The sequence below is a fragment of the Nocardia australiensis genome (genome assembly GCF_020733705.1).
GTDB lineage: Bacteria > Actinomycetota > Actinomycetes > Mycobacteriales > Mycobacteriaceae > Nocardia > Nocardia australiensis.
The window spans coordinates 21,224-46,629 of the sequence record NZ_JAJFZM010000001.1; the positions used below are offsets into that span (position 1 = coordinate 21,224).

26 protein-coding genes, 1 other RNA gene and 1 pseudogene are annotated in these 25,406 nt (G+C 64.0%); 11 read left to right on the forward strand and 17 right to left on the reverse strand.

Annotation, left to right across the window (positions count from 1 at the left end; genetic code table 11):
• Positions 1-34: 34 nt before the first annotated feature.
• Positions 35-790 carry a COG4705 family protein gene (locus LKE06_RS00155; protein ID WP_227999204.1) on the reverse strand — a complete coding sequence of 252 codons (756 nt, stop codon included), beginning with the start codon at positions 788-790 and terminating at the stop codon, positions 35-37.
• A gap of 189 nt (positions 791-979) precedes the next feature.
• Between LKE06_RS00155 and LKE06_RS00160 the strand changes: the two genes are divergently transcribed.
• On the forward strand, positions 980-2,380 hold the full coding sequence (locus tag LKE06_RS00160; protein WP_227996051.1) for a sensor histidine kinase: 1,401 nt from the start codon (positions 980-982) through the stop codon (positions 2,378-2,380).
• On the opposite strand, the gene LKE06_RS00165 is transcribed toward LKE06_RS00160, so the two are convergent.
• Positions 2,353-3,018, reverse strand: coding sequence for a response regulator transcription factor (locus LKE06_RS00165; protein ID WP_227996057.1), 666 nt, complete (start codon positions 3,016-3,018; stop codon positions 2,353-2,355). The two genes, LKE06_RS00160 and LKE06_RS00165, sit on opposite strands and share 28 nt — an antisense overlap.
• A 74-nt stretch (positions 3,019-3,092) precedes the next feature.
• On the opposite strand from LKE06_RS00165, the gene LKE06_RS00170 reads away from it, so the two are divergent.
• Positions 3,093-3,908, forward strand: coding sequence for a phosphatase PAP2 family protein (locus LKE06_RS00170; protein ID WP_227996059.1), 816 nt, complete (start codon positions 3,093-3,095; stop codon positions 3,906-3,908).
• A gap of 186 nt (positions 3,909-4,094) precedes the next feature.
• Positions 4,095-4,286 carry a hypothetical protein gene (locus LKE06_RS00175; RefSeq protein ID WP_372477262.1) on the forward strand — a complete coding sequence of 64 codons (192 nt, stop codon included), beginning with the start codon at positions 4,095-4,097 and terminating at the stop codon, positions 4,284-4,286.
• On the opposite strand, the gene LKE06_RS00180 is transcribed toward LKE06_RS00175, so the two are convergent.
• Both LKE06_RS00180 and LKE06_RS00185 read right to left on the reverse strand, forming a co-directional pair.
• Positions 4,283-5,191, reverse strand: coding sequence for an EamA family transporter (locus LKE06_RS00180; protein WP_227996063.1), 909 nt, complete (start codon positions 5,189-5,191; stop codon positions 4,283-4,285). The two genes, LKE06_RS00175 and LKE06_RS00180, sit on opposite strands and share 4 nt — an antisense overlap.
• A gap of 21 nt (positions 5,192-5,212) precedes the next feature.
• Entirely contained in the window at positions 5,213-6,412 is a 1,200-nt protein-coding gene (locus tag LKE06_RS00185; RefSeq protein ID WP_227996065.1) for a glycosyltransferase 87 family protein, read from the reverse strand.
• Between the two features lie 234 nt (positions 6,413-6,646).
• On the opposite strand from LKE06_RS00185, the gene LKE06_RS00190 reads away from it, so the two are divergent.
• Both LKE06_RS00190 and LKE06_RS00195 read left to right on the forward strand, forming a co-directional pair.
• Positions 6,647-7,777 carry an AI-2E family transporter gene (locus LKE06_RS00190; RefSeq protein ID WP_227996067.1) on the forward strand — a complete coding sequence of 377 codons (1,131 nt, stop codon included), beginning with the start codon at positions 6,647-6,649 and terminating at the stop codon, positions 7,775-7,777.
• A 165-nt stretch (positions 7,778-7,942) separates the two neighbouring features.
• Positions 7,943-8,224 carry a hypothetical protein gene (locus LKE06_RS00195; RefSeq protein WP_227996069.1) on the forward strand — a complete coding sequence of 94 codons (282 nt, stop codon included), beginning with the start codon at positions 7,943-7,945 and terminating at the stop codon, positions 8,222-8,224.
• A 217-nt stretch (positions 8,225-8,441) separates the two neighbouring features.
• Here LKE06_RS00195 and LKE06_RS00200 read toward each other — a convergent pair whose 3' ends face one another.
• From LKE06_RS00200 to LKE06_RS00225, 6 genes are all read right to left on the reverse strand, one after another.
• Positions 8,442-10,277, reverse strand: a complete 1,836-nt coding sequence (locus tag LKE06_RS00200) for a sugar-binding protein (RefSeq protein WP_227996071.1) — start codon at positions 10,275-10,277, stop codon at positions 8,442-8,444.
• 152 nt (positions 10,278-10,429) lie between these two features.
• Positions 10,430-11,401 (reverse strand): antibiotic biosynthesis monooxygenase, encoded by a 972-nt coding sequence (locus LKE06_RS00205; protein ID WP_227996073.1) that lies wholly within the window; start codon positions 11,399-11,401, stop codon positions 10,430-10,432.
• The gene (locus LKE06_RS00210; protein ID WP_227996075.1) at positions 11,376-14,126 is read right to left on the reverse strand and encodes a molybdopterin-dependent oxidoreductase; all 2,751 of its coding nucleotides are present in this window, start codon (positions 14,124-14,126) and stop codon (positions 11,376-11,378) included. Before LKE06_RS00210 ends, LKE06_RS00205 begins: the two co-directional genes overlap by 26 nt.
• The gene (locus LKE06_RS00215; RefSeq protein WP_227996078.1) at positions 14,123-14,950 is read right to left on the reverse strand and encodes an FAD binding domain-containing protein; all 828 of its coding nucleotides are present in this window, start codon (positions 14,948-14,950) and stop codon (positions 14,123-14,125) included. The genes LKE06_RS00210 and LKE06_RS00215 overlap by 4 nt, the downstream gene beginning before the upstream one ends.
• Positions 14,951-15,027: 77 nt before the next feature.
• Positions 15,028-15,390, reverse strand: coding sequence for a cupin domain-containing protein (locus tag LKE06_RS00220; protein ID WP_227996080.1), 363 nt, complete (start codon positions 15,388-15,390; stop codon positions 15,028-15,030).
• Between the two features lie 414 nt (positions 15,391-15,804).
• The gene (locus LKE06_RS00225; protein WP_227996081.1) at positions 15,805-16,194 is read right to left on the reverse strand and encodes a hypothetical protein; all 390 of its coding nucleotides are present in this window, start codon (positions 16,192-16,194) and stop codon (positions 15,805-15,807) included.
• 273 nt (positions 16,195-16,467) lie between these two features.
• On the opposite strand from LKE06_RS00225, the gene LKE06_RS00230 reads away from it, so the two are divergent.
• Positions 16,468-16,689, forward strand: a complete 222-nt coding sequence (locus LKE06_RS00230) for a hypothetical protein (protein ID WP_227996083.1) — start codon at positions 16,468-16,470, stop codon at positions 16,687-16,689.
• Between the two features lie 384 nt (positions 16,690-17,073).
• On the opposite strand, the gene gdhA is transcribed toward LKE06_RS00230, so the two are convergent.
• Positions 17,074-18,423, reverse strand: a complete 1,350-nt coding sequence (gdhA, locus tag LKE06_RS00235; RefSeq protein ID WP_227996085.1) for an NADP-specific glutamate dehydrogenase — start codon at positions 18,421-18,423, stop codon at positions 17,074-17,076.
• A 598-nt stretch (positions 18,424-19,021) separates the two neighbouring features.
• Here gdhA and LKE06_RS00240 point away from each other — a divergent pair.
• The 4 genes from LKE06_RS00240 to LKE06_RS00255 are packed head-to-tail and all read left to right on the forward strand — an operon-like array spanning position 19,022 to position 21,635.
• Complete coding sequence (locus LKE06_RS00240; protein WP_227996086.1) at positions 19,022-19,360, forward strand: ESX-1 secretion-associated protein; 339 nt, start codon at positions 19,022-19,024, stop codon at positions 19,358-19,360.
• Positions 19,357-19,653 carry a WXG100 family type VII secretion target gene (locus tag LKE06_RS00245; RefSeq protein WP_227996088.1) on the forward strand — a complete coding sequence of 99 codons (297 nt, stop codon included), beginning with the start codon at positions 19,357-19,359 and terminating at the stop codon, positions 19,651-19,653. Before LKE06_RS00240 ends, LKE06_RS00245 begins: the two co-directional genes overlap by 4 nt.
• A 3-nt stretch (positions 19,654-19,656) precedes the next feature.
• Positions 19,657-21,066 (forward strand): hypothetical protein, encoded by a 1,410-nt coding sequence (locus LKE06_RS00250; RefSeq protein ID WP_227996090.1) that lies wholly within the window; start codon positions 19,657-19,659, stop codon positions 21,064-21,066.
• Between the two features lie 41 nt (positions 21,067-21,107).
• Positions 21,108-21,635 (forward strand): hypothetical protein, encoded by a 528-nt coding sequence (locus tag LKE06_RS00255; RefSeq protein WP_227996092.1) that lies wholly within the window; start codon positions 21,108-21,110, stop codon positions 21,633-21,635.
• 247 nt (positions 21,636-21,882) lie between these two features.
• On the opposite strand, the gene LKE06_RS00260 is transcribed toward LKE06_RS00255, so the two are convergent.
• Positions 21,883-22,038 (reverse strand): hypothetical protein, encoded by a 156-nt coding sequence (locus LKE06_RS00260; RefSeq protein WP_227996094.1) that lies wholly within the window; start codon positions 22,036-22,038, stop codon positions 21,883-21,885.
• 185 nt (positions 22,039-22,223) lie between these two features.
• Here LKE06_RS00260 and LKE06_RS00265 point away from each other — a divergent pair, with 185 nt between their 5' ends.
• Entirely contained in the window at positions 22,224-22,955 is a 732-nt protein-coding gene (locus LKE06_RS00265) for an SDR family NAD(P)-dependent oxidoreductase (RefSeq protein WP_227996096.1), read from the forward strand.
• A gap of 27 nt (positions 22,956-22,982) precedes the next feature.
• Here the strand turns inward: LKE06_RS00265 and LKE06_RS00270 are convergent.
• From LKE06_RS00270 to smpB, 5 genes and pseudogenes are all read right to left on the reverse strand, one after another.
• A pseudogene (locus LKE06_RS00270) lies at positions 22,983-23,195 on the reverse strand (helix-turn-helix domain-containing protein); the annotation flags it as partial.
• The gene (locus tag LKE06_RS00275) at positions 23,180-23,563 is read right to left on the reverse strand and encodes a DUF6879 family protein (RefSeq protein WP_227996098.1); all 384 of its coding nucleotides are present in this window, start codon (positions 23,561-23,563) and stop codon (positions 23,180-23,182) included. The pseudogene LKE06_RS00270 and the gene LKE06_RS00275, both read right to left, overlap by 16 nt.
• 39 nt (positions 23,564-23,602) lie before the next feature.
• Positions 23,603-23,974: a transfer-messenger RNA gene (gene ssrA / locus LKE06_RS00280) on the reverse strand.
• A gap of 87 nt (positions 23,975-24,061) precedes the next feature.
• Positions 24,062-24,925 (reverse strand): DMT family transporter, encoded by an 864-nt coding sequence (locus LKE06_RS00285; protein WP_227996100.1) that lies wholly within the window; start codon positions 24,923-24,925, stop codon positions 24,062-24,064.
• Entirely contained in the window at positions 24,922-25,395 is a 474-nt protein-coding gene (gene smpB / locus LKE06_RS00290; RefSeq protein WP_227996102.1) for an SsrA-binding protein SmpB, read from the reverse strand. Before smpB ends, LKE06_RS00285 begins: the two co-directional genes overlap by 4 nt.
• Positions 25,396-25,406: the final 11 nt, after the last annotated feature.

A 25,406-nucleotide genomic window follows, 5' to 3' on the forward strand; every position in this document is an offset into this window, starting at 1 on the left:
TCTCCTGATGCTTGGTTGGTGCGCTCTGGCGTCATCAGTTCAGACGGGACGTATGCCGGGAATTCATCGCGCCCGCTCGTTCACGCCACCGCGGGCGCCGTCGGTTTCTGCCCTTCGCGTAGGTGTAGACGATCAACACGACCAGGACGGCGAAAAGCACGGCCGAGGAACCGATGGTGCCGAGCCCGAGCCCGCCGGCTTCGCGCGGCTTACTGAAGAAGTCGCCGACGGTGGCACCGAGCGGACGGGTGAGAACGAATGCCATCCAGAACAGCAGTGTCCCCGAGATATCGGTGAAGTAGTGGGCTGCCAGAATCAGCGCCATCACCGCCCCGATGAGCAACGCGCCACCCGCGAACCCGAGCCCGGAGGTGTCGGCGAGGAAATCGCCAAGGGAAGTGCCGAGAGTGTTCGACAGCAGGATGGCCGCCCAGTACAGCAGCTCGCCACGGAAGGTCGCGATCCGCTCGACATCGAAAGTCAGACCGCTACGCCGCCACAGGTAGAACACCACCGCTAGGCAGGCGATCAGCACCAGCGCACCCCTGGTGTATCCGAGGCCGGCCGTCCGGTTCATGAAGTCGGACATGGTGGTGCCCGCGGTGCTCGTCGCCAGAATCACGGTCCAATACAGCGCCGGATGAAACCTACCGACCTTCAACTGGGTCACCAGGCACACCGCGAACAGCCCGATGAACAGCAGCGAGCTCGCGGCGTAACCGATCTGCAGGGTTTGTGCGAGCAGGTCGCCACCCGTCTCACCGAGGGTGGTCGCGGCAATCTTCATCATCCAGAACAGCAGGGTGACCTGCGGTAGCTTCTGGACGATCCGGGTCGGCGCACTCGCGTCGATGTCCTCGGGATCCTCCCCGAGAGTCTGCTCCATGCTTGTCACGCCGGCCAGCCTGGCCGAAGCGGCCTGAAGATTCGCTGAAGGTCCGCGTAACCAGGTCACGGTCGCGTCGAGCAGACTGTGCCTATGATCCGGCCTCGCCTCAACCCCGCACAATGGACGGTGCGCGGGCGTTCGGCCGTGGCCGCCGCGCTGGTGGTGAGCATCGGGCTGGCGCTGGCGAGCGGTCTGGTCCTGCTTGTGCTCTACCGCACCCTCGAACAGTCGGCGCGCGACGACGCCGACGGTCGCTCCGATCAGATAGCCCGTGAACTGCCGTCCGAAGCACCCGGCAATCTCGACCCGTCCCTCACCGCGACGGACGGGCAGATCGGGATCGTTCAGGTTGTGAACGGCGACGGAAATGTCGTCGCCTCTTCCGCGGGCGCACCGAGCACCCCGCTGGATCGACGGACTCTCGCGCCGTCGGAATCGGTCTTTCTCGGGCGGATTCAGCCCGATGACGACAACGATTACTGGGTGTCGGCGCGCGGGGCGAACTCGGCGGCCGGGCCGATGACGGTATTCGTCGGCGGCGACCGTGAGCCGGTCGAACAAGTGATCACGACAGTGGCGGTATTGCTCGCCGTGGGTTGGCCCTTCGTCATCGCGCTGGTCGCGCTGGCAACCTATCGGCTGGTCGGGGCGTCGTTGCGACCGGTCGAGCGGATCCGAGCACAGGTGGCGTCCATGTCGACCGGGCAGCTCGCGGATCGAGTTCCGGTCCCGCCCACCGGCGACGAGATCGCGCATCTGGCGGAGACAATGAACGATATGCTCGCCCGCCTGGAGAGCGGCCATCTCGCGCAACGACGTTTCGTCGGCGACGCCTCGCACGAGCTGCGCAGTCCGTTGACCACGATCATCGCGGCACTCGAATTGGGCGACACCCGACCGGACCTCATCGATACCGCCCTGATCGACGGCACGTTGCTGCCCGAAGCGCGGCGGATGCGGGAACTGCTCGAAGACCTGTTGCTGTTGGCACGGGCCGACGAAAAGGGCCTGGCCGGTCGCACGATCGATGTCGACATCGACGACCTGCTCGATGCGGAAAGGCTCCGGCTGCAAGGAATCCCCGATCGCACCGTGCGGACCTCCATCGCCCCGGTCCGGGTGATCGGCGACCCACAGCAACTGGCGCGGATGCTTCGCAACCTGGTCGACAACGCGGTACGCCACGCGTGCGCGGAGGTCATGCTGGCATGCCGCACCGAGGGGGCAACGGCCATCATCGAGGTGTCCGACGACGGAGTCGGAATCCCGGCATCCGAGCGTGCCCGCGTATTCGAACGATTCGTCCGTCTCGACACCCCGCGTGCGCGCGAGCGCGGCGGCACGGGACTCGGTCTCGCCATCGTGACCGAGATAGTGACGGCCCATCGCGGCACCGTATTCGTCACCGAAACCGATACCGGCGGTGCACTATTCGTCGTGACCCTGCCCGCGGAAAGCCCGGGTCAGTTCGACGTGGACTCGAGGCGATAGCCGACCCCACGCACAGTCTCGATGGCCCCCGAGCCGACCTTACGGCGCAGGTAGCCGATGTAGACCTCGACGATGTTCTCGTCGCCCGCGTAGTTGGCATCCCATACCGCGCGCAGGATCTCGTGCTTGGTGACCGTCATCCCGGCATGGCGCATCAGGAATTCGAGCACGCTGTATTCCCGTGGTGTCAGGGTCAATTCGGTGCCGTCACGGGTCGCGTGATGGCGAGTCGGGTCGAGTTCCAGTTCGCCCGCGGTCAGTTTCACCGGTCGCTCGGGAGCACCACGCCTGATCAGGGCTCGCAATCTGGCGACCAGTACGAGGAAGGAGAACGGCTTGATCAGATAGTCGTCGGCGCCGAGATCGAAAGCGTCCGCAAGATCATATTCACCACCCTTCGCCGACAGCATCAGCACCGGGGTCCAAATACTGTGCGCGCGGAGATCGCGGACGATGTCGTAGCCGTGTTTGCCCGGCAGCATGATGTCCAGGACGATCGCATCGAAGCCGCCGCTGACGGCGGAGTGAAAACCATCGACACCGTCGTGTTCCACCTCGACGACGAACCCCTCCGCGACCAAACCACGCCGCACCGTCTCGGCCAGCCGAGGCTCGTCCTCGATGAGCAGAATTCGCACGCAATCTCCTCGGCAGCGGTGCCGCGTTCACCTTCTCAGCTTTTGTACAGCACCCACCGGCAATACTCGGCGGCATGCATCCCATCGCCATTTTGCACGGTGCCATCGCCGAGGCTGTCACCGAACCCGCGTCCAAGGGCGCCGCGCTCAGCGAGCTATCCGCCGCGGGCGCGGTATTCGCGACCGGGATGGTGCAGAGGGGTCGCAGGCATATCTCGGCGGCGCTGGCAGTTTGCGGGTTGATCTTCGCGTTCGCGGCGCTCACCATCCAGGTACACGACAATGGCTGGTTGACCGGCGCCGATCAGCCCAGTCACGACTGGTTCGTCGCGCATCGGACCCATTGGATGGATATCGCGGCGCTCGTGATCACCGATCTCGGCAGCCCGACCGGAACGGTGATCATCGCGCTGGTGCTCGGCGCGCTGCTGTCGTGGCGAGCCCGGTCCGCGCTGCCGGTCATCGTGATGGTCTCGACCGTCGGTGTCGCGGCGGCGGCGAGCACCACGATGAAGTTGGTGGTCGGTCGGAGCCGTCCGCCGGTCACTACCCAGCAGATTCTCGAAACCGACTATTCGTTTCCCTCGGGCCATGTCACCGCTACCTCGGCAATGCTCGGCATCGCCGTCGCGGTGTTGATGATCGGGCGCAGTACTCGGGTCAGGGCCGTGCTCGTCACCATGGCCGTATTGCTCGTCGCCCTCATCGCGGCAACCAGGCTCTATCTGGGCGTGCACTGGTTGACCGATGTCATCGCCGGAGCCATCCTCGGCACGATCTTCGCAACCATCGGCGCGAGCGTGCTGTACGCGCTGGGTACGCCGGTGGCATGGATCGCCGAGGCTGGGCGCCCCGACACCGGCGACCGGGAATCGTCACGCCGGTGGTGACGTGACCGTTACCTCACATCTCGTCCGTGCCGTTTCGGGCTCGGCCGGGTCTGTACCTGTAGTGCGCCAACAGGGCGTGATCAGGTAGGAGGTTCGAAATTGGTTGCGATCAGCGGAGGGAACCAGGGCGCTCGCCGCGGTAACAGTTTGATAACCCCGACGACTGGGTACCACCCGAATATGACAGTGACGAGAAACCGAACTCACCGCATTGCCGGTGTGGAACGGGGAACCGCACTGCTGGCTTTGGCAACCTGCCTCACCGTTACCGCCGGCATCGCTGCCATTACCCAATCACTAACCCCCGCAATCATTTCCACAGCGGTGATCATCGTCGGCCTGGCGCTGACATTGAAGATCCTGCCCACCAGTCGTTAGCTTTTCCGGGCCATTCTGGTTGCACCGATGGACGCGGCCACCACGCACGAAACTCCCGCCCATTGAACGGGATTCATGATCTGACCGAGCACGATGAGACCGGCCAACGCCGCCGCGGCGGGCTCCAGGCTCATCAGGACGCCGAATACCCGAGGTGGAATGCGCCGCAGTGCTTCGAGTTCCACCGAATACGGCAGCACCGACGAGAGCATCGCGACACCGAATCCTATTGCGAGAACAGAAGGTTCGAGTAGCGCTGACCCCGCGTCGGCAATGCCGACCGGCGCCATCAGCAATCCGCCGAAGGCCATCGCCAGCGCCAAACCGCCACCGCCACTGGTTCGTTCCCCCAAAGCCGCCCCCAGCAGAATGTAAGCGGCCCAGCATGCCGCGGCGCCCAATGCGAATGCCACCCCCGACCACACCACCTGCCCACCGACCTGGGTGAGCAGCACAACGCCCGCGCCCGCCAGCAACGCCCACAGCGGATCGACCCAGCGCAGCGAGCCGGCCAAGGCGACCGCGAGCGGCCCGAGGAATTCGATCGTGACCGCCATCCCGAGCGGAATCCGGTCGATCGCTTCATAGAACAACAGGTTCATCAGCGCGAGAACCCCGCCGTAGCCGAGCACGACCGGCAGCGCGCGCCGCTCGATACGCAGCGAGGACCGCCAGAAGATCAATAACACGATCCCGGCGAAGAACAACCGCAGACCGACCGCCCCCGCGGCCCCGGTCGTAGCAAACAGCTGTTTGGCCAGCGCCGCCCCGACCTGCACGCTGACGATGCCCGCCAACACCAGTGCGGTAGGCGGCACACCGCCCAGCCCGCGATGCACGAGCCCGTCCACGGTCGACAGCCGCCACACTGATTTCGGTGACCGCTCGAGATCGATCGCTACCACGACGTGGCCCCCTCGAGACTGTCAGATGGTTGGGTGAGGCGTGGTGAGGGCGCTTTGTTCCGGTGTCGCCTCGATGGTGGGCGTCCGCGGCGATGACTTGGTCGCGGACCGCCTTGTCGTGATGACGAACAGCACAACCAACAGCACACTCAGCCAGACATAAGTGTCACCGACGAGGTGTTGCCATGGCGTCCAGTCCAGTTCTCGTTGCTTGTCGCCTGGCATCCAGTTCTGTGGGCCGTACATGAAAGCCGCCGTGGTGAGAACGATCGCGACATACCATCCGATCGCCTGACGCCTGGGCAATTGGGACGCGCAGCCGACCATGGCGAGCAGTGCGGGCGCTACCCAGACCCAGTGGTGCGACCAGGAGATCGGGGAGACAAGAAGGGTGAAAACGGCGTTGATCGACAGCGCGAGCGCGGGGACATTCGCCGCGCGCCGCATGGCGACAACCACGAGTGCGAGCAGTGCCGCGCTCAGCACCAGCCACAGCAGGGTGAACAGCGGCTTCTCCACGCCGAACCTGGCGAGCACCGCCTGGATCGACTGGTTGGTATGGAAAGACGAACCGCTGAGCCCGGAGACATTGCCGAGGCCGCCGAACCAGTACTGGACCGATTCGTGGGGCAGCACGGCAAAGCTGAGCGCGGTCGCCGCGGCACCGGTGATCGCCGCGGTGATGGCGGCGCGATAGTCGCGGCGAACCAGGAAGTACAGCACGAACGCCGCCGGGGTCAGCTTGATGGCTGCGGCGACTCCGATGAGCATCCCGCGACGCCATTTCGGCTTCTCGGTGAGGCAGTCGGCGGCGACCAGCACCATGAGCAGCAGATTGACCTGACCGAAGTCCAGCGTCGAACGGATCGGTTCGAGCAGCATAGCCAGCGGCGTTGCGCAGGATGCGGCAAGTAGCGCGAGCCGGTTTCCCGATTCTTCCGGCCACCGACGCCGCGCCACGAGATACAGCGTGACCGCGAGCGCGGCCGTCGAAGAGATGAAGAAGCTGAACGCCGCGGCATCCCAGGGCAGTAGCGCGAAAGGGCTCAACACCAGCGCGGCGAAGGGCGGATAGATGAATGGCAGCCCGATACCGAGGGTGGTCTGTGGGAGCTGTCCATACATATCGGCACCGTCACGCAGCGCCTCGATTCCGAGCCGATACACCTGTAGGTCGATGAACCCCTTGGAGATCCGCTGGAACGGCCAGATCGGATACAACAGGCACAGTGTTGTGAATCCCACTAGGAGTGGTGGCACCAACCAAACCCGTCGCCCGAAGCGACGGTTCCAGGGCCTCGGCCTGTCACGGGTGGTAACACTGCTCATCCGCGGCTACTATACCGACCCGCAGCAAGCAGGCCGAATCAACGGCAATCGGCGTTGCGCCGACCGGTGGCCGACCCGGAAACATTCCCCACTGTTCGAGCCGCGAGCGCATGTAAGACTGGCCGCGTGAGTGAACGCAGTGATGCCAAAACGACCCCGGACCGTGGAGACGTCATCGGTGGCGGACTGCTCTGGCTGGCCAAATGGGCGCTGTGCATCGTCGCGATCGCGGCAGGCGCGTGGGTAATCGGATACGTCGCCGCGAGGCTGTGGGTGGCGGTGTTGCCGGTGCTGCTCGCGATTGTCGTCGCGACGGTGCTGTGGCCGCCGACGCGATGGCTCACTCGGCGCGGCTTGCCGCCCGGCGTCGCGGCGTCGATCACGGTGATCGGGTTCCTCGCACTGCTCGCGGGCGTTATCGCGCTGATTGTCCCGTCGGTGGTGCACCAGGCTCCTGAACTCGCCGACAAGTCGACCGCCGGCGTCAACCAGGTTCGCGACTGGTTGCAGGGGCCACCATTGAATATCGGTGAGGAACAACTGGCATCGGCCGTCGACGCGATCGTGTCGCGCCTACAGTCCAGTACCGAGCGGATCGCCTCCGGCGTATTCAGCGGAGTGGCCACAGCGACATCGGCGATCGTCACGCTGGTCTTGGTGCTCGTGCTGTCGTTCTTCTTCATCAAGGACGGGCCGCGCTTCATGCCCTGGCTGCACGGCGTGCTCGGCACCAACACCGGCCGCCATCTCGAGGAGGTACTGACCCGGGTGTGGGGCACCCTCGGTGGCTTCATCCGCACCCAGGCACTGGTCAGCTTGATCGACGCTGTATGCATCGGCGTCGGCCTGGTAATCCTCGGTGTACCACTGGCTCTCGTGCTGGCCGTGATCACCTTTATCGGTGGTTTCATTCCGATTGTCGGCGCGTTCGTAGCGGGCGCGCTCGCTGTCCTCGTCGCGCTGGTCGGTAAGGGTTTCACCACTGCGCTGATCGTGCTCGGCATCATCATTGCCGTGCAGCAGCTCGAAGGCAATGTGCTGCAACCGGTGCTGCAGAGTCGAAGCATGAAGCTGCACGCCGTCATCGTGCTGCTCGCCATCACCGCGGGCGGCTCTCTTTATGGGATCGTCGGCGCATTCCTCGCGGTGCCGTTCGCGGCGCTTGTCGCGGTGGTGGTCCGCTACCTCGGCGAGCAGATCGACGCGGCCACCACACCGCCTGCGCCAGCCGACGAACCCGAGCCGGCCGCCGAATAAGCTGACGCCCAGTCGTTTCACCGACGGTGGCGGTTATCAGACAATCCCGGCACCTAGCGCATTCGTGCCACAGAACGGCGACGGCCATACATACTATGCGGGAAGATCTGGCTCTCATCTGGACAACTCGATCGGACGATACACCGACACGAAACGAGCGTATCCATGATTCTGACTGCCGTTTTCGACACCGTTTACGCCCAGATCGACAATCCCTCGCCCGAGGCGCCACCGGTCTCGGACAAGATTCTCCAAATGGTCCGCTACCTCACCTGGTTCGTGCTGCTGTCGGGGGTCACAGGCATCACCTACGCGGGTGGCAGGTTCGCTTGGGAGAAGTGGAGCGGCGGAGCCCTCCAATCACCGAAGATGGTCGCCGGCGCCATGCTCGGCGGTGTCGTCGCCACGAGCGCGGGCACCATCATGAACGCTGTTGTAGGCAGCTGAGAGTGCTCGACTCCGACATCGGCCCAACCGTGTAGGACGCCGCGGAAATGCGGAGATGGTCGACCCGACAGAACAACCGTCCGCCCGCCGAGCACCTGCCCCGCCGCGCTCATTCGCGTTGTCACACAAACAACCTGTCCCAATTCACATCTCGACCCGCAACAACCGAAACTCCGAAACTGCGTTCCCAGGTATTCGATGTCGCTTGCATGCGACTTCAGCGGGTGAGACTTGTCCGCGAGCCACCCGCGATCGGCACTCCGATCCGGCTGGCCTGCGCCAGGGAAGCGGGCGAATCGGCGCTTCGTGCGGCCGTCTGCGCGATCACGGGCGGCACCGTGGTCGCCGATGCGTGCTCTGGTACATAGTCGTCGAGCGTCGCGGTGCCCCACACATAGGGGTCGGCCTGCGCGCTGCCGAATGGTGACCAAGCCAGGCGAGTCTGGCCGGTCTTGTCGTCGGTATCGGAGTCATAGACAAGGATGTTCATGGCGAACTCGGCGGGATCAACCGGTGCGGGCAGTGCGGCGAGCGGAATCTTCGCCTCCACCGTGTAGCCCCGGTACGGCTCGGTGACCACTGTGGCCACCCGCATTCCCGGTGCTGTCTCACCCGCAGCGCCCTGACAATTATCGGCGTCACGCTCGAAGGCCGGGCCGCCACGGCTCGCGGTGTAAGGCATGATGCCGGTTTTGAAGGTGGTCGAGGTGTCGTCGGAGTCGCCGCGTGGGTCGATGGCGATCTCGACCGAATCGGTGCGCCAGTGCCGCTTGATGTCGTCGGCCGCCAGTTCGGCGCCCTTCCGATCGTCGCTGACATTCACCAGCACGAACAGGTCATCGTCGTGCCTGCACAGCTTCGCGGTCGCCGTGCAGCCGCCACCACCCTGCCAAACAGCAAGCGGCAGTTGCGGTCCCGGGTACTCCCCCGGCCCTTCGATGCCATTGAGGACCGGCGCGACAGCAACCGCAGGGATTGTGGTGACCGGATTCACCGGGTAGTCCGGCTGAACGCGATTCGCCAACCATGGCAGCCCGACTCGGTCGGCCCAGTCACAAAACTCGGCGTACAACGGCTTCAAATCGGATTGCCGATGCACCGCCACCTCGACGAACCGCCCATCCTCGGCCAGCACGGTGAACCAATCGGAGCCGAGCTGTCGTGGGTCCGAGGGCACCCGCTCAGGCATCGCCGCGAAACCCTGTGTCAGATATAGCCGAGACGCATCGCGTTCGACCTGCGCCCAGGTCGTGTTGTGCGCACGCGAGTGGACACCGGACCACACTCCGATCACCGGCAGCCCGGTGTCGGGATCGGTGCGTCGTTGCTCGGGTGCTTCCGGTCCGAGCAGCGAGTCGAATCCGTAGTTCTGGGCGAGCAGCCTGCTGGGATGCCACGGCGCCAGCCCCTCCTCGGCGATCTGCTCGGGATAAGCCGTCGGGTCACCTGCCAGCCGGAACGCCTCGATCCCGAGCCGCGCCGAGAGCTGGTGCCCGCCATGCTGATTGAACGGTCGAGGATCCATCACGATGATCGTCTGCGGCGTGGTCTGACGCACCAACCGCACCAACCGGGCCATGGTGTCCTGCTCGCCCCAAATGCGGGCGGTCAGCGATGCGGACAGGGTGTACCAGAAGTCCGGCTTGTCGAGGTAGTAGATGTTCTCGATCCCGGCGACGGCGGTCGCCATGCGTTCCTCGGTCTCCCGGATCAGCCCCAGCTCCGGCCCCTCCTCGAGCCCATCGGCATTCCCGCCACCCTCACCACGCGTCACGGTGACGACGCCGGTACTCACGCCCAGATCTTCGCGCCATTGCCCAAAGGTGGACAGGTTGCTCGATTCATCGTCCGGATGCGCACCGATGAACAGCACGTCGTTATGAGCGAGATCCCGCGCAGCATCCGTCGCGTTCCGGCCCACGCTGCCGGAGGACCTACCCGCGACCAGCCAGGTTCCGGCGAGTGCCGCGGCAAGAACGGTGCGCCGCCCCAGCTTGCCTCCGAAACCGCCCTGCACCATCCATGCCTCCAGTCGCTCCATAACTTGCCGCACCATTGCAGTCGAATCACAGCACATCGCCTTACAGCCCCCACCAGTGGCGACAACCTCGCCACATTTACCGTGTCTCGAACGAAAGCTATTGCCGCGGTTGCGTACCCAACGAAGGTTCGAATGCCCTACCGAGCCTCGAGACGCACGACGGGTCAGGGCAGCGTCCAGAGCTGGGTCGTCACGACATAGAAGAAGACGACCCAGGCCAGCATGAGAGCGGCAATGCCAACGATGCCAACGACGTTCGTCTTCGCGGTCGCCCCATCGGGCGGTGGCCACAACCACCGCCGCAGCAGCCGGTTCACGTAGTACGGCATGGTGAAGAAACTCATCACGAAGCTGGACAGCAGGTTGCCGATGAGTAGGCCCAGCCAGAGCGGCATTTTCAGCGGGGACAGGGCAAGGGTGAGCAGCACGACGGTCGGGTAGAGGCCGACCCAGATCGCGATAGCGGTCTTGGTATCCGATGGGGCGGCCCTCTCGGTGCCGTTCTCGTCGAAGGCGAACCAGCTGCCGAACGAGTTGTCGATGGTCCGCAATTCGAAGTCGCTGAACTTCTCCCCCTCAGCGAGCAGCTCTCGGCGTCGCTTCGAGGTGAGCCACGTGGCCAGGTGCGCGGCGGTGTCGAAGCGATAGAGCGCGGTCCACTCATCCTGAACGCCCTCGATAGGGCGGAATAGTTCGCTGCCGCGGAAGCCGTCGAACTTGGCCTCCTCCCGACTCAGGTTCGTCTGCCACGCCAGGAAGCCCGCGACGCTGTCGTGATTCACGCGGTGGGTGACGACGACCGTCACCAGCGGATCGGAGGGGCGCGCACCGCCACTGATGACCTGCTGGGTGGCGGGCCCGTCGAAGTATTGTTGTCCCCTGTCCAGGAACTCCTGGCGGGTTGCGCTGTTTATCCAAGCCTGTAAATGAGGGACAGAGTCGAAGCGGTAGATCACAACCCACTCGGGCTGCACAGCGGTGGGTAGGTCGATCTCGGCGCCGAGGAATCCTTCGTAACCAGAAGCCGCGGCATTCAGATCCTCCTGCCAGGTCTGGAATGCTTTCTCGAATCCGACGAGTATCTTCTGGCCGATAATGACCGTCGCGGCGCTATCGGTGAGCTTCTCGACGTCCATCACCCTCTCCTCGCGACTGAACTGGTGGGTGCTCGACGAGCCTGCGGTATATGCGTTCCGGGGTAAGCGGCAGCTCGCGGTATCGGATCCCGGTCGCGTTCTCGAGCGCGTTGGCCAGTGCGGGAGCTACCGGGTTGATGCAGCACTCCGCCATACCTTTCGAGTGCATTGCCCCGACAGAGTCGGTGGAATGAACAGTCAGTACGTCGGTGTGGGGAACATCGGCGTATGTCGGGATGTGGTAGTCGCGCAGGGTCGGGTTGACCATGACGCCGTTCTCGTCGACATGGAAGTTCTCTGTCAGCGCGAATCCGATGCCCTGGGCGACGCCGCCCTCGATCTGGCCCCGTACCTGCTGCGGATTGATGAGGACTCCAGCGTCGGTGGCGTGCACGCTGTAGAGGACGCGGATCTCGCCCGTTACCCGGTGCACGGCGATCCGGAAGCCGTGCGCATTGAATACGACGCTGCGCGGCGACCCGAAAGCCTTGCGCGCCTCCGTCATTCGGATACCGCGTCGGCGCGCCACTTCGACCAGTTCCAACAGCGACAAGCGGCTGCCGCCGCAGACGACCCCGGTGTCCGCCAGCGCGCAGGAAGCGACATCGACCCGCAGGTGCGAGGCCGCCAAAACCAAGATGCGCTCGCGTAAGGCGTCGGCTGCCCGCAGCACCGCGTTCCCGGCGACGAACAGACCTGCGCTGGCGAACGCACCGGTATCGAATCCCGTTCTGTCGGTATCGGATTGCACGAGGCGCACCCGGGACGGCGTGGTGCCGAGCTGGTTGGCGGCGATCTGCACATGCGCGGTCGAGGTGCCCTCACCGAACTCGACGGTGCCGATGGCAAGCTCGTAGACGCCGTCGTCACCGAGGGTCAACCAGGCCTCCGAGAGATGGTCGGTCGGTGGCGCGGTCTCGTGCAGCGAGCTGGCGGTGCCGATGCCGATGAGCCACCCGTCTCCCGGCGGCGACTCAGGGATGTTGTGCCGCAGAGCGTCATCGACGAGATCGATACATTGCGCGAGGCCGTCCTCGCTGAACATGACGTCGTCGGGGCCGTCGTCCATTGCTACGAGTGCGTCACCGGGACGCACAATATTGCGCCGCCGTAGCTCGAGCGGATCCATATCGAGCGCGACCGCCAGCTCGTGCATGGCGGACTCCATCGCGAATACGGGCTGGGTCATACCGTAACCGCGCAGCGCGCCGCTCGGCACGTTGTTGGTGTAGACCGAATATCCGTCGAACTTCTTGTTAGGACAGCGGTAGCACGAGATCGCGGCCCCACTGGCGAACAATGTCTCGCCGCCGTGGTTACCGTATGCGCCCGTATTCGACACATTGCGGACCTGGACCGCAGTGAGCGTACCGTCGGCCCGCGCGCCGAGCTTGACCGTCAGCGTCATCGGATGCCGCGGTGACGCCGTCGTGAATTCCTCTTCGCGGGTGAACTCGAAGCAGACCGGCCGGCCGGTGTCCAATGCGGCAAGCGCGACCAGATCCTCGGTAATGACCTCCTGCTTCCCGCCGAACCCGCCGCCGACCCGCTTGCAGTACACGCGCAGCTGGTCGGGACGGAGATCGAAGAGATAGCCCAGCTTGTCCTTGGCGATCGAAGGGGATTGCGAGCTGGTGCGCACGTGCAGGCGACCGTCGTCGATCCACGCGATCGATCCGTGCGTTTCGAGATGCGCATGCTGCACACGCGGCGAAAAATATATGCCCTCGTGGATCACCTCGGCCTCGGCGAACCCCACCTCGACATCACCCACCTGGCCATGGATCTCGAGCAGGATGTTGTGCTCGGGATCTCGCACGAACGGATCGTCCGAGCCGTGCAACTGCGGTGCGCCGTCGGCCATCGCCGCTTCCGGGTCGAAGACGGCGGGCAGTACCTCATAGTCGACGATCACCTTGCGGCAGCCTTCTTCCGCGGCCCCGACGGTATCGGCCAGCACCGCGACCACCCGTTGACCGGCGAAGCGCATCACGTCGTCCAGGACGTAGGTGTCGCTGGGATCGACGAGGTGATCGGTGTGTATCGCGGTCGTGAAGTGCTTGCGGGGCACATCCTCCCAGGTGTAGACGCGATGCACACCGGGAACCGCGAGCGCGGCGGTCTTGTCGATCGACACGACGCGGGCGTGCGCGTGCGGCGAACGCAACACCTTCAGATGCAGCATGCCGTCGATCGCGGTGTCCATCGTGAACTCGGCGCGGCCCGTCACCACCTCGGTGCCTGCCGGAGCTCCCACGCTGGTGCCGACAGCCCGGCCGGGCAGGGCGACCTCGATCCCGGCGACACCGTTGACCGCGTCTTCGATCGCCCGGTAGCCGGTGCAGCGGCAGAGGTTGCCCTTCAACGCACGCGGCAGGTCTTGCTTTTGGTCGTCGGTGAGCGCCACAGCCGTCATGATCATGCCCGCCGTGCAGAATCCGCACTGGAAGCCGGGAGCGTCGCGGAACTGCCGCTGCATCGGGTGCAGGTCCGCGGGCGAACCGAGACCCTCGATCGTCGTGACCGCACGCCCCTCGGCACGGAACGCGGGTGTGATGCAGCTGTGCACGGAATCGCCGTCCAGCCAGACCGTGCAGGCGCCGCAATCGCCTGCGTCACAACCCTTCTTGATGCCGTGAACGCCGAGCGAGCGCAGGAAGGTGCGCAGGCATTGACCAGGATTCGGCACGTCGTCGAACGTGCGTCCGTTCACCGTGTAGGTCACCACAGACCACCTTCGGCGAGCTCGGCGCGGATCTCCTCGGCGAAGTACCCGGCCAGGTGGCGCCGGTGATCGGGCGTGCCGTTCGGGTCGTTGAACCACAGTTCTTCGGGTATGGCGTCGAGGCGCTGCCGCAGCACCTCGGCGTCGGGCATGCCGTCGAACGCCAAGCGGACCGGACGGGTGGTGCCCGCGGTGACGGTGAGCAGCAGGTCGGCGGTCCCGGGCGACTGGGTGGCAATCATGAACACAGTCGACCGACCCAGCCGCGTCAGGGTGAAGCGCCGGTGCGCGTACCGTTTGCCGAGCGCGGCGGCCGGGATGTCGATACGCCGCAGGATATCGCCGGGGGTGAGGATGTTGCGGTGGTCGCCGGTGACGAAGTCGGCGGCATCGATGGTGCGTTCGGATCCATCGGCGGCCCACACCGTGTAGGTGGCTTCCAGTGCGACGGTGAGCGTGATCATCGGGGCCGCAGGCAGTGACATGCAGATATTGCCGCCGACCGTCGCCGCGTTCCAGACCTTGAACGATGAAAGGAACGCCGAACAGCAGGTGGCGAACAGCGCGCCCGCGCGCCAGTCATTCGGCGGCGCAAACGCGTTCAGCTCTCGGATGGTACATGTCGCGCCGATCTCCAGACCCGCCGCACTCGGTACCAGGCTGTCCCAACCGAGCGAGGTGATGTCGACCAGACGCCGCAGATCGGACTGCTCGGTCGAGAACAACCACGTTCCCCCGGCCAGCCACGCGTCACCGTCGCGCCAAGCCGCACCCGGCCGTTCCGAGGGGCGCCGAACGATATCGATGATGGAATCGAGATCCATAGCGCCACTCCCTCGGAGAAGGTGCCGTGCCACCGAGCACGCATTGCCCGGCATGACATTTCGATTCCTCGGTGGACCTACCGCTTGGCGTAGTCGGCGACGCCCTGCCAGTCGACCATGACACACGGATCGTCGCCAACGACCCACGCGTCATGACCGGGCGGAATGCTCATGAAGTCACCTGGCCCGTATTCCTGCTGCTCGCCGTCATCCATAGCCACCACCAGTCGTCCCGAGACGCAATAGCCCATGTGGGCCGCCTGACAACTGTCGGTCCCGGCGATCGGCTTGACGTGGACCGACCACCGCCAACCGGGTTCGAAGACCGCTCGACCCACCGGGCCGTCGGCGACATTGACGAGATCGAGTTTGCCTTTGCCCTGTTCGAAAAGCCGGGTCTCATCAGGGGAATCGAAGCTCTTACGCACCAAAGCGGACATCACTGGTCTCCTCTGGATCCAATAGCTCGCGTTCGGCAATGGGCGAGAGGCGGGACCTCGCAGTCCCGAAGACATTTGCTGTTTGCGTCATCGCACATCACCACTGTTTGTGGTCGACGAGCTCGGCACGCTATCCGCGCCGCAACACCTGATACGACACCCACCGCACCCGCCGGCGTTGCCCGATATCACGCACACTCGCATATGACGTGCATCGCATAATATTCCCTCGGGCGACCCCGCAGCAAGATAGCCGACGAACCTAGCAACCGAGGCCCGAAACCCTACAGCCGTCGCGGGCCGACATACCCCGAAGCCCGCCGACGCAAAACGACGAAGACCCGGCCCAAAACGGACCGGGCCTGTCGAGTGACGAAGGCGCTCCGCAGCTTTTCAGCACACGTCGGCGCTGGCTCAGAACCCGCTTCCCGATGACGGCATGGGCCACATACCCCAGCCGTAACCCGGGTACGCCGGATAGCTGGGATAGCTGGGGTAACTCGGATACATGGGGTAGAAGGGATAACGCGGCCGGTTCCACGAACCATGACCATTGCGGCCGTGAATCACGTCAACCTGGTCCGACGCCGTGGCCGCGGGTTCGGCGACCACCGGCTCGAGGGCCAACGGCTCGAGGGCCAACGGCTCGAGGGCCAACGGCTCGGCGGCCGCCAGTTCGACGACTGCCGGTTCCGCGAACGCCGGCGCGACGGAAACGGCGACTGGCGTCAGCGCTATCGCGGATACGACTGCAATACGGGCAACTACTGGCCAAACACGTCCAGTTCGGTTTTCTCGACCCATCGAGCTTCCTCATTTCGGTACGAATCGGTCGATCGCCAATCGACGACCAGGCGGGCTCGACGTCAATAGCCTCGGTGGAGCGAGATGTGCCCGCGCCGATCAATATACCGCTATTCAACGGTACGTTCAATAGGTAACGGCACGTTCGATGGGGTCCGACTTCCCGGCCCGACCGCTCGAAGGATCAAGCACCGATCGGTAAGGTCTGGCGGAAGTAAACAGGGGGCGGGCGTTCGCGGCATCATCACCGAAATCCTGAACACCCTCGCCGGAATGCTCGTCGAGAGCGCGGCCATCCTCATCGCGTCGGGGGGTACCGCGGCCCCCGCGGAGATCGCCCACGCGATGCTCGGAATCTCGACGGCCAGCATGAGGATGTCCACCCTGCTGGCGAAGATGGCGGCGGAACTGGTCGGCTTCAGCGCGCTGGCCGATGACGTGGTCAAGACGATCGTCGCCGCCGGCGAAGTCGAATACCAGGCGTCGATGGCATGACGGTCGCCGACTCGTATCCGCTGAATCACCCTGGGACGCATGGCTCACCGGCCATTATGCTCTGACAGTTCGCGTTGAGCCGTGTTAGGCCCACAGAGAAGAAGCAGGTCAGACGGCATCCTTGACCAACCGCCCGGCCTGCTTCTCGGAATTGATCTCGCCACTGGTGACAAGCCCGTCGCACTCGGCCAGTGGTGCCGACAGCCGCCTGTCAGTCGCCCCCAGAGCGGCGAGGCGCGTACTGGACGGCGAGCCATATCGGACCCGGCTGGCATACGCATGGCGCGCTCGTCGCCGGTCTCGAACTCGAGACGCCGCACCTCCGGTGGCGCAGTCGCGCACGGGCGGCTCCTCGTTTCGAGCTACGGGACCCCAGCCCGGGCCTCAGATGACACCAAGTGCGAGCATCGCGTCCGCGACCTGGATGAATCCGGCGATATTCGCGCCGACGACATAGTTGCCAGGGGAACCGTACTCGTCGGCTGTCGCCAGCGACCGATCGTGGACGCCACGCATGATCTCGGCGAGACGTCCCTCGGTGTGCTCGAACGACCACGAATCTCGCGACGCATTCTGCTGCATCTCCAATGCGCTGGTCGCGACGCCGCCGGCGTTCGCCGCCTTACCAGGGGCGAACACGACCCCCGCCTCGGTGAACACCCGCACTGCCTCCGGGGTGCACGGCATATTCGCCCCTTCGGCGACTATCGTGCACCCGTTCTTCGCCAGCACGGCCGCATCATGGCCGTTGAGTTCGTTCTGGGTGGCGCAGGGCAGTGCGATATCGCACGGCACCTCCCACACCGTACTGTCCTCGATGAAACGGGCCGAGGGGCCACGTTCGTCGGCGTAGCAGGAGATCCGTTCCCGGCGCCGCTCCTTGATCTCTTTGAGCAGCTCTAGGTCGATACCTGCCTCATCGACGATATAACCGCTGGAGTCGGAACACGCGATCACCGTGCCACCGAGTTTTTCCACCTTCTCGATCGCATAAATGGCGACATTGCCGGAACCAGAGATGACGACCTTCTTGCCGTCGAAGCTGTCGGCGTTGGCCCGCAGGATCTCGTCGACGAAGAAAACCACGCCGAAACCGGTGGCCTCGGTGCGGACTTGCGATCCGCCCCAGGCAATTCCCTTACCGGTGAGCACACCGGATTCGAAGCGGTTGGTGATGCGCTTGTACTGGCCGAACAGGTAGCCGATCTCCCGACCGCCGACACCGATATCGCCCGCCGGGACATCGGTGTGTTCGCCGATATGCCGGTAGAGCTCGGTCATGAACGCCTGGCAGAAGCGCATCACCTCACCGTCGGACCGACCCTTCGGGTCGAAATCGGATCCACCTTTTCCCCCACCGATCGGCATACCGGTCAGTGAATTCTTGAAGGTTTGTTCGAAACCCAGGAATTTGACGATGCCGAGATTCACGCTCGGATGGAAACGCAGCCCGCCTTTGTACGGCCCGAGCGCGGAGTTGAACTCCACCCGGAATCCCCGGTTGATCTGCACCTGGCCCGCATCGTCGACCCAGGCCACCCGGAAGATGATCTGCCGCTCCGGTTCGCACAGGCGTCGCATCACCGCGGCATCGGTATAGTCGGGGTGTTTGGCCACCACCGGCCCGAGGCTGTCCAGTACTTCGTGTACTGCCTGGTGGAACTCGGTCTCACCGGCATTACGGTGTAAGACCTCGTCGTAGATCTCATGTAGTTTTTCGTGCAGGATGGGCATGAAACGTTCCCTCCATCAATCCAGGGCCGGTCCCGCCCGCGTGGTGCTATCCAGAAGAACCTATCGGTATTTCCGATGCGGTTTGCAATCAGGCCTAGTTGCCTGCATCACATCTGACCGGATTTCGCACCATATGCCCGACTATCGGAAGCGTGAATGAGCCCTTTCGGTGGCCGACGACGGGCGAACGCGAATGCCGGATGGAACTGAGCGTCATGCGATGCTTCGGCGTTCCACGATGCCGCGCCGGTGGCGGTCCGCCTGTATCGACGGCCGACCAAGGTGCCACGCCGTCGACCCCGATGAAGCTCCTCATAGGCGAGATTCGTTGCGGATGAAGGTCACCGATGCGCCCTTGACTGGTCGATCAGTAACGTCGAACAGGCCGCACTCTTTGAGGTACCGCCAGGGTTGGCCCGTTCAGCTGTTCGACGTGTTCGGCCTCGAGGCTGCTCTGCGGGTGCAAACGACGTGGATCAGCGCCATGCCGCCGGTGGAGTCGAATGCGCGCGTTCCCCAGCACGTTTCGTCACAGAGTGCCTGCTCAGACCTGTTCGACATGATAAATGTGCGTCGGTAGCATTCGGTGCCATGAGTGATGGGGGGGAAGCCCGCCTCTGGCGACAGCATCTCGGTTGTGCCCGAGAAGGTGCGTGAGGTCGGCAAGTACGTCTACGAGCTGGCCGAAACACTGCGCACAGCCTTGGATTCCGCTGCCAAGGATGTGGATTCGCTGACCAACGGCAGTTGGACCGGCGCCTCGGCGACCGACTTCGTCGAGGGCTGGACCGATGTCCACGATGGCGGGAGCCAGATCATGTCGGCGTTGACCGACATGGCTGAGAAGCTCGGCGTCACCGCCGATACCTATGAGGCCCGCGACGAAGGTAACGCATCGGTGCTGAACACTTCCTCCTCCAGTTTGGATCTGCCATGACCACCGAATTCTCCGTCGACCTCGATCACCTCGAGGAGATCGTCGCCCGCCTGTCCGGGCTGGCCGGGTTCATCGATGAGCATCTCGACGAGATCGACGACCGGGTCGCGACCCTCGCCGGTACCGGCTGGGAAAGTGTGGCCGCCCAGGCTTATGCCGATGCCCACAGTCAATGGGTCACTGGTGCACGGGAGTTCACCGAAGGTGTTCGGGATATGAGCGATGCCGCGAGGAAGGCCCACGGCCGCTACACCCGCGCGATCGAGACAAATCTCAAGATGCTGGGCGGATAAGTAGTGAAGGTCGATTGGACAACCTATTACGAAGCCGCCAAGAAATGCCACGACCTCGCCAATGATCTTCGCGCCGCGGACAAGCCAGTGCACGACGCGATGAAGGGCGGATGCGCGGGAATGGCAGGTAATGCCCATGGATGTAAGGAGTGGGGTTTAGCCTTCGACAAAGCCGCGTTGGAAACGGCTCAAACATGTACGAACCTGGCCGATGCACTGACGAACTTCGGGTACGTGCTGTATGCGGCGGGCTACAACCTCGGCATCAGCGATCAAGGCAAGACCAGCACCAGACCCGAGCGCCCCACCATTCAACAGGTGTCACAGTACAAGGTGGATTTCCCAACCTCGGTCGGCGACAACGGCAGTGGCATCGAACGCGACGCCAACGGGGTCGAGGCGATCTTCAACGAGGTCGCCAAACAGATCGCCGATGCGATCGGGAAGCTCCCGAACGGCGACGAAGACAAACTAGGCAAAGCGAAGGCGGTCTGGGAAACGTTCGGCAACCACCAGACTGTTCAAGGAGCTGCCTCCACTATCGGCACGATCCTCGGAATGTTCGACGGTGCCGACGACACCAGCAACGCCACCTACCAGAAAGGCATCGAAGGCCTCCGCGGCCACCTCGAGACCATGCGCGGCGGCGCCACCCAACTTGCTGCGGCATCGGTGCCCCTCGCCAAACCCATCGGCGAATACCAGACCAACACCCACGACGTACGCGTCGACTTCGAATCAGCCATCAAGACAGCACTGATCGCACTCACCGCAACCCTCGCTGTCACCGCCGTGACCGCCTGGTTCACCTTCGGCGCCAGCGTCGCCGCAGGTGGAGCCACCGCTGCGGTCATCGGCAGCGAAACCGTCACTGCTGTCAAGACCGCCTACGAACTCAGCAAGCTGTACAGCGCATTCGGCTGGACCGGAGCCTTCGTTGCTGGCGCTGCCGTGACGATCGAAGCCTTCAACGGGGTACCCGACTTCAACTCCATCGGCGCCGCCCTCGCCGGAATCATCTCTATACAAACGCACATCAACGACGATGATGGCACCGACAATGGGGGAAGTGGTAACCAGAAGTCGGGCACAGCGCAGACTACCGAGCAGAAGTCGGCGGCAGTAAAAGATGTGGTCACCGACGAGTCCGGGGCACTGATAGGGACCGAAGATGCGACAGGCGTCCAGATGGTCTCACAGGAGCAGGTGGATAAGGCACGCGCGGAGCTCACGGAGAAGCTGGGACCGCCTCGAGTACAACCGACTCCCAAGGGAGATATCGAGGTATGGGAAATATCCGGTGACCCCAAATCAACAGTAACTTATCGCCCCTTCAGCCAATCGGGTGGCGCCACAATAGATTACAATAATGTCCCTGGAGTTTCGATCAAGCGCTGGCATATACCTAAATAGGCTAAATTTTCGGACCATACTCAATAGATCGGAGTTCGGCTGTGGCGGCCAAATATGTGCTCGAGTACGACCGGACATCGCTCGTCAACTTCCGCGACTTCGAGTTCGATGCGGGAAGCAGTCACTGCTATCAGTGGATCGACGTGAAGAGGTTCAACATCTCGGAACCTGAATCCGACGACCGTGCAATCCTGGCAGCTCTGGTCGACAGCATTCAGTTTCGCGACGACTACATCGGTGGCGGCGTTGACCCGAAAGGCACGCGTCATGGACCATACTGGCGCAATCGAATCGACTCCGACAAATACGATCCGGCTGATACGGCTACAGCCGTCGACTTGCTAAAGCGATGGACGACGCGATGCGGCAATATCCCTCCAGCACTGCAGGATGCCATCGAAAAGCAAGTCCTGGACCCGATCCGGCGGTCGACAAGTCGATATATACTCGGCAAGCTCGATGGGTCTGCCGTCAACGACTACGGGTTTATTCATACCGAATTCCACGAGCTATTCCTCATCGACAGGGTGTCGAATTCGACGCTTCTCGTGGTAGCCGCCGACGACTGACGACCGCGCGCCGACGACGCGTCCGCCAAGTGCTCCGGGAATAGGAAAGTGTGGCCGCGCACTGATGGGTGGCTGCCACGCGATACCGCAGCTGCGGATGTCAAGAATCCTGGTCCGACTCTGACGGTTTGAGGCTGAAGCGCTTGGGCGCGTCACACCTCTTCACGGCGACCCCGGCCTCGGTGAGCTTGACGAGCGAGTTGTGGACAGCGCCGGGCAAGGCGCTCGAGCGCCTTGCCGATCGCGCTCAGGGTGAACTGACGGCCCGCGTGGTCGCGCACGAAATCCTCGAATCCGCCTGGTACAGGCCGATCTCGCCGAGCTGTCCGTCGCGTGCCAGCTGGAAGCGGCGGGAGAACTCACCGGATTCCAGGGCCGCAGCCGGAGTCGTGAGCGATCCCACGATGGCTTCGACGGCCTGTGCCCGGCCTCCCGGCCGAGGTGTCCGTATCTGTCGACAGTGGTGGTGATGCTGCTCCTGGGTCCGGTCGGAATGTCAGGTCCGTTTTCCGCCGGTGCTGTGGGGTCCTTGCACCCCATCCTCGGAGGGAAGTTCGTTCGAGACAGCACATTCGGAGAGGAATTGATGTGGCCGAGGTTGCGGTGGTGACGGGCTCGACTCGTGGCATCGGGTTCGAGACGGCGCTGGCATTGGGATTGTCGGGGTACACGGTCGTCGTGACGGGGCGCTCCGAACAGGCGGCGGTGGCTGCGGCGCGGCTGCTGGGTGAGCGGGGTGTCGACGCGCACGGCCACCGGCTCGATGTCGTCTCGATCGAATCGGTGCAGCGGCTGGCCGATGTCATCGCGCGCGACCATGGGCGGTTGGATGTGCTGGTGAACAATGCGGGTGTCGCCGCCGAATGGGATGCGCCCGGTCCCAGCCGGTATGCGCATCCGGAGTCGGTGCGGCGGACACTCGAGACCAATGTGATCGGGGTGTTCCACACCGTGGAGGCATTGCTGCCGTTGCTTCGGCGCAGCGACTCGGGTCGGATCGTCAATGTGTCCTCGTTCATGGGGTCGCTGACCCTGCAGTCCCGCGCCGATCCGGCCGACATGGTGGTGCCCGCTTATCAAGCCTCCAAAGCGGCACTCAACAGCCTGACCATCACGCTGTCGAAGGTTCTCGCGGACACGAGCATCAAGGTGTTCTCCGTCGATCCGGGATTCGCGCAGACCGACTTCTCGCCCATCAACCGCGCCCAGGCACCGCTGACCGCCGCGCAAGGCGCCGAACCCGTGGTCGAGGCCGCGATGCTGAAGATCGATGCCGCATCCGGCTCGTTCATCGGCCGCGACGGCGTAGTGCCCTGGTAGCTGGCACGGTGATGCCGGAAGGCCTGTGGACTCACAGTAGGCATGGACGTCGGCATCGGACAGACGGACGGAGCTTCCGTATTCGAGTTTCGAAACCTTCAACTCGTGCCAGCCAGCCAGCCAGCCAGCCTGGCTCGCGAGCCGACGGCCAGTCAGCCCCGCCCGACGACGAATCTCCCTCAGACGCTGCCCCAGGGCCTCCTGTGCGTCGCGACTAGCGTGCGTCACTGGTGGGCGCACACGCCGTCGACATAGTTAGCGAACGGAATCACCTTCTGCCACAGACAGTTTCGGACAGACCGGCAGTACGCCACGATTCCGGAGTCGCTCGTCACGGCCATCCCATCAAGCTTGCCGTCCGGGTCGACCAGGTTGAACGCGACACGATCATCGTCGTAGAGCCACCAGTCGTCCACCGGTACATCGTCGGCGAGGTGACGAGGCAAGTATCGGATGTCCTCGCCGGCCTCGACATTGCTGCCCGTGGTGGACAGCAGCCAGCGCTGATAATCCGAATGCGGGACCGTAACCACTTCGTACCCGGCGCACAGTGACACCGCGTGCTGTGGTGTCGCCCACGGCACCGCATTTGCGGGTGGTCGGCGCATGAAAAAGCCCCCTGACCTGTATTCCAAGTCAGAGGGCCTGGGTGGAGCTGCCGGGAATCGAACCCGGGTCCTCCGCCGCGTCTTCAGGGCTTCTCCGTGTGCAGTTCGCTAAGTCTCTGCTTGGATCTCCGGGTCTCGCGAACAAGCTCGGATGACGATCCCAGTCACTGTTTGATGTCCCATCCGACTCCGTGACCGAGCCGGACGGTAATTCCCTCTAGCTGATGCCAGTACCCGGGTCGAGGGACGAACCCGGACTGACAGAGACGACCTGCTACTTAGGCAGCGAGGGCGTACTCGCGCTGATTGGAATCGGCGCTTAATTGGTTGCAACGACGCTTACGGTGGTCTCTTGCCTGCACCGACACGCTTCCCCTAAATCTACGTACGCAGTCGAAACCGTTCAGCCCCGTACGTCCCGACACCTTGCCGGGCTAGTCATATTAACACTCACCGACGAGTGGTTCATTCCATTATTCGCGGCGCGCGCGGTGAGCGTCAGTTGACCGCGATGAACGCGACTGCCGCGAGGGCGAGCACCATCCCGACCTGCTGTAATCGGCCGACGCGTTCGCCGAGCAACACCATCGCCAACAGGACGGTCGCGGCCGGATACAGCGAACCGATAACGCTCACCAGCGACAGCAGCGACCCGTGGAAGGCATACAGCAGGGCCGCGTTGCTGACCACATCGAGGACGCTGATGTAGGCGGCCAGCCGCAGCGGTTCGCCGTGCAGCGTCTTGAACTCACCTACCGTCAGCGCGCTCACCCAGACGACCGCGGTCGCCGCGACCCGCTGAAACAGCAGCGGCCACAACCCCGAACCCGAGTGGGTCGCGTGCAGGAAGACGAATGCGAACCCGTACGCCACTCCCGATCCGACGGTCAGCAACGCGACCTTGCGGGTAAAGCGCAGCTCTCGACCGCCGGTGATCTCCTCGGTGACATCGTCGGGCGATTCGCGGCTGACCAACAGTACGGCGACCAACGCGAAGGCAATGCCGGCGAAGGCCAGTGCGCCGGGACGTTCCCCGATCACCAGCCCGCACAACACCGGAATGCCTGCCACCAGCACTGCCGTCAATGGCGAAACCACGGCCATCGGGCCATTGGCCAGGGCGGCATAGAACCACCACACCGCGACACCATTGGCCACGCCGGCGGCCAAACCCCACACCACCGAGGCAGCGTCCGGATGACCGCCGACGAACGGCAGCGCGACCAGGACGAGCACCACCGACATGGGATAGGAGACGACCACGATCCGCAATGCGGTCACCCGCCGGGATGCGACTCCGCCGAAGAAATCGCTCACCCCATAGCCGAGCGCGGCCACTGCGGCGAGCAGGACGGAGATCATCTCATGCCTTTGATCCGCCGCCCTAGCTCACGGGTGACCTCGCGCTCGGCGGTGCGCTTGGCCAGATCCTGCCGCTTGTCGTAGTCCTGTTTCCCCTTGGCCAGCGCAAGCTCGACCTTCACCTTGCCGTCGGAGAAGTACATCGACAACGGCACCAGCGTCTGGTTGCCCTCGCGTGATTTGCCGACGAGCCGCTCGATCTCGCGCTTGTGCAGCAACAGTTTGCGCACCCGCCGCGGCGAGTGATTGGTCCAGGTGCCGTGGCTGAACTCGGGGATATGCAGCCCGCGCAGCCACACCTCACCGTTGTCGACAGTCGCGAAGGCGTCGACCAGCGAGGCTTTGCCCTCGCGCAGGCTCTTGACTTCGGTACCGACCAGCGCGATCCCGGCCTCGTAGATGTCCAAGATCGTGTAGTTGTGCCGCGCCCGGCGGTTGGTCGCGATGACCTTGCGCCCTTGTTCCTTCATAACGACAACCT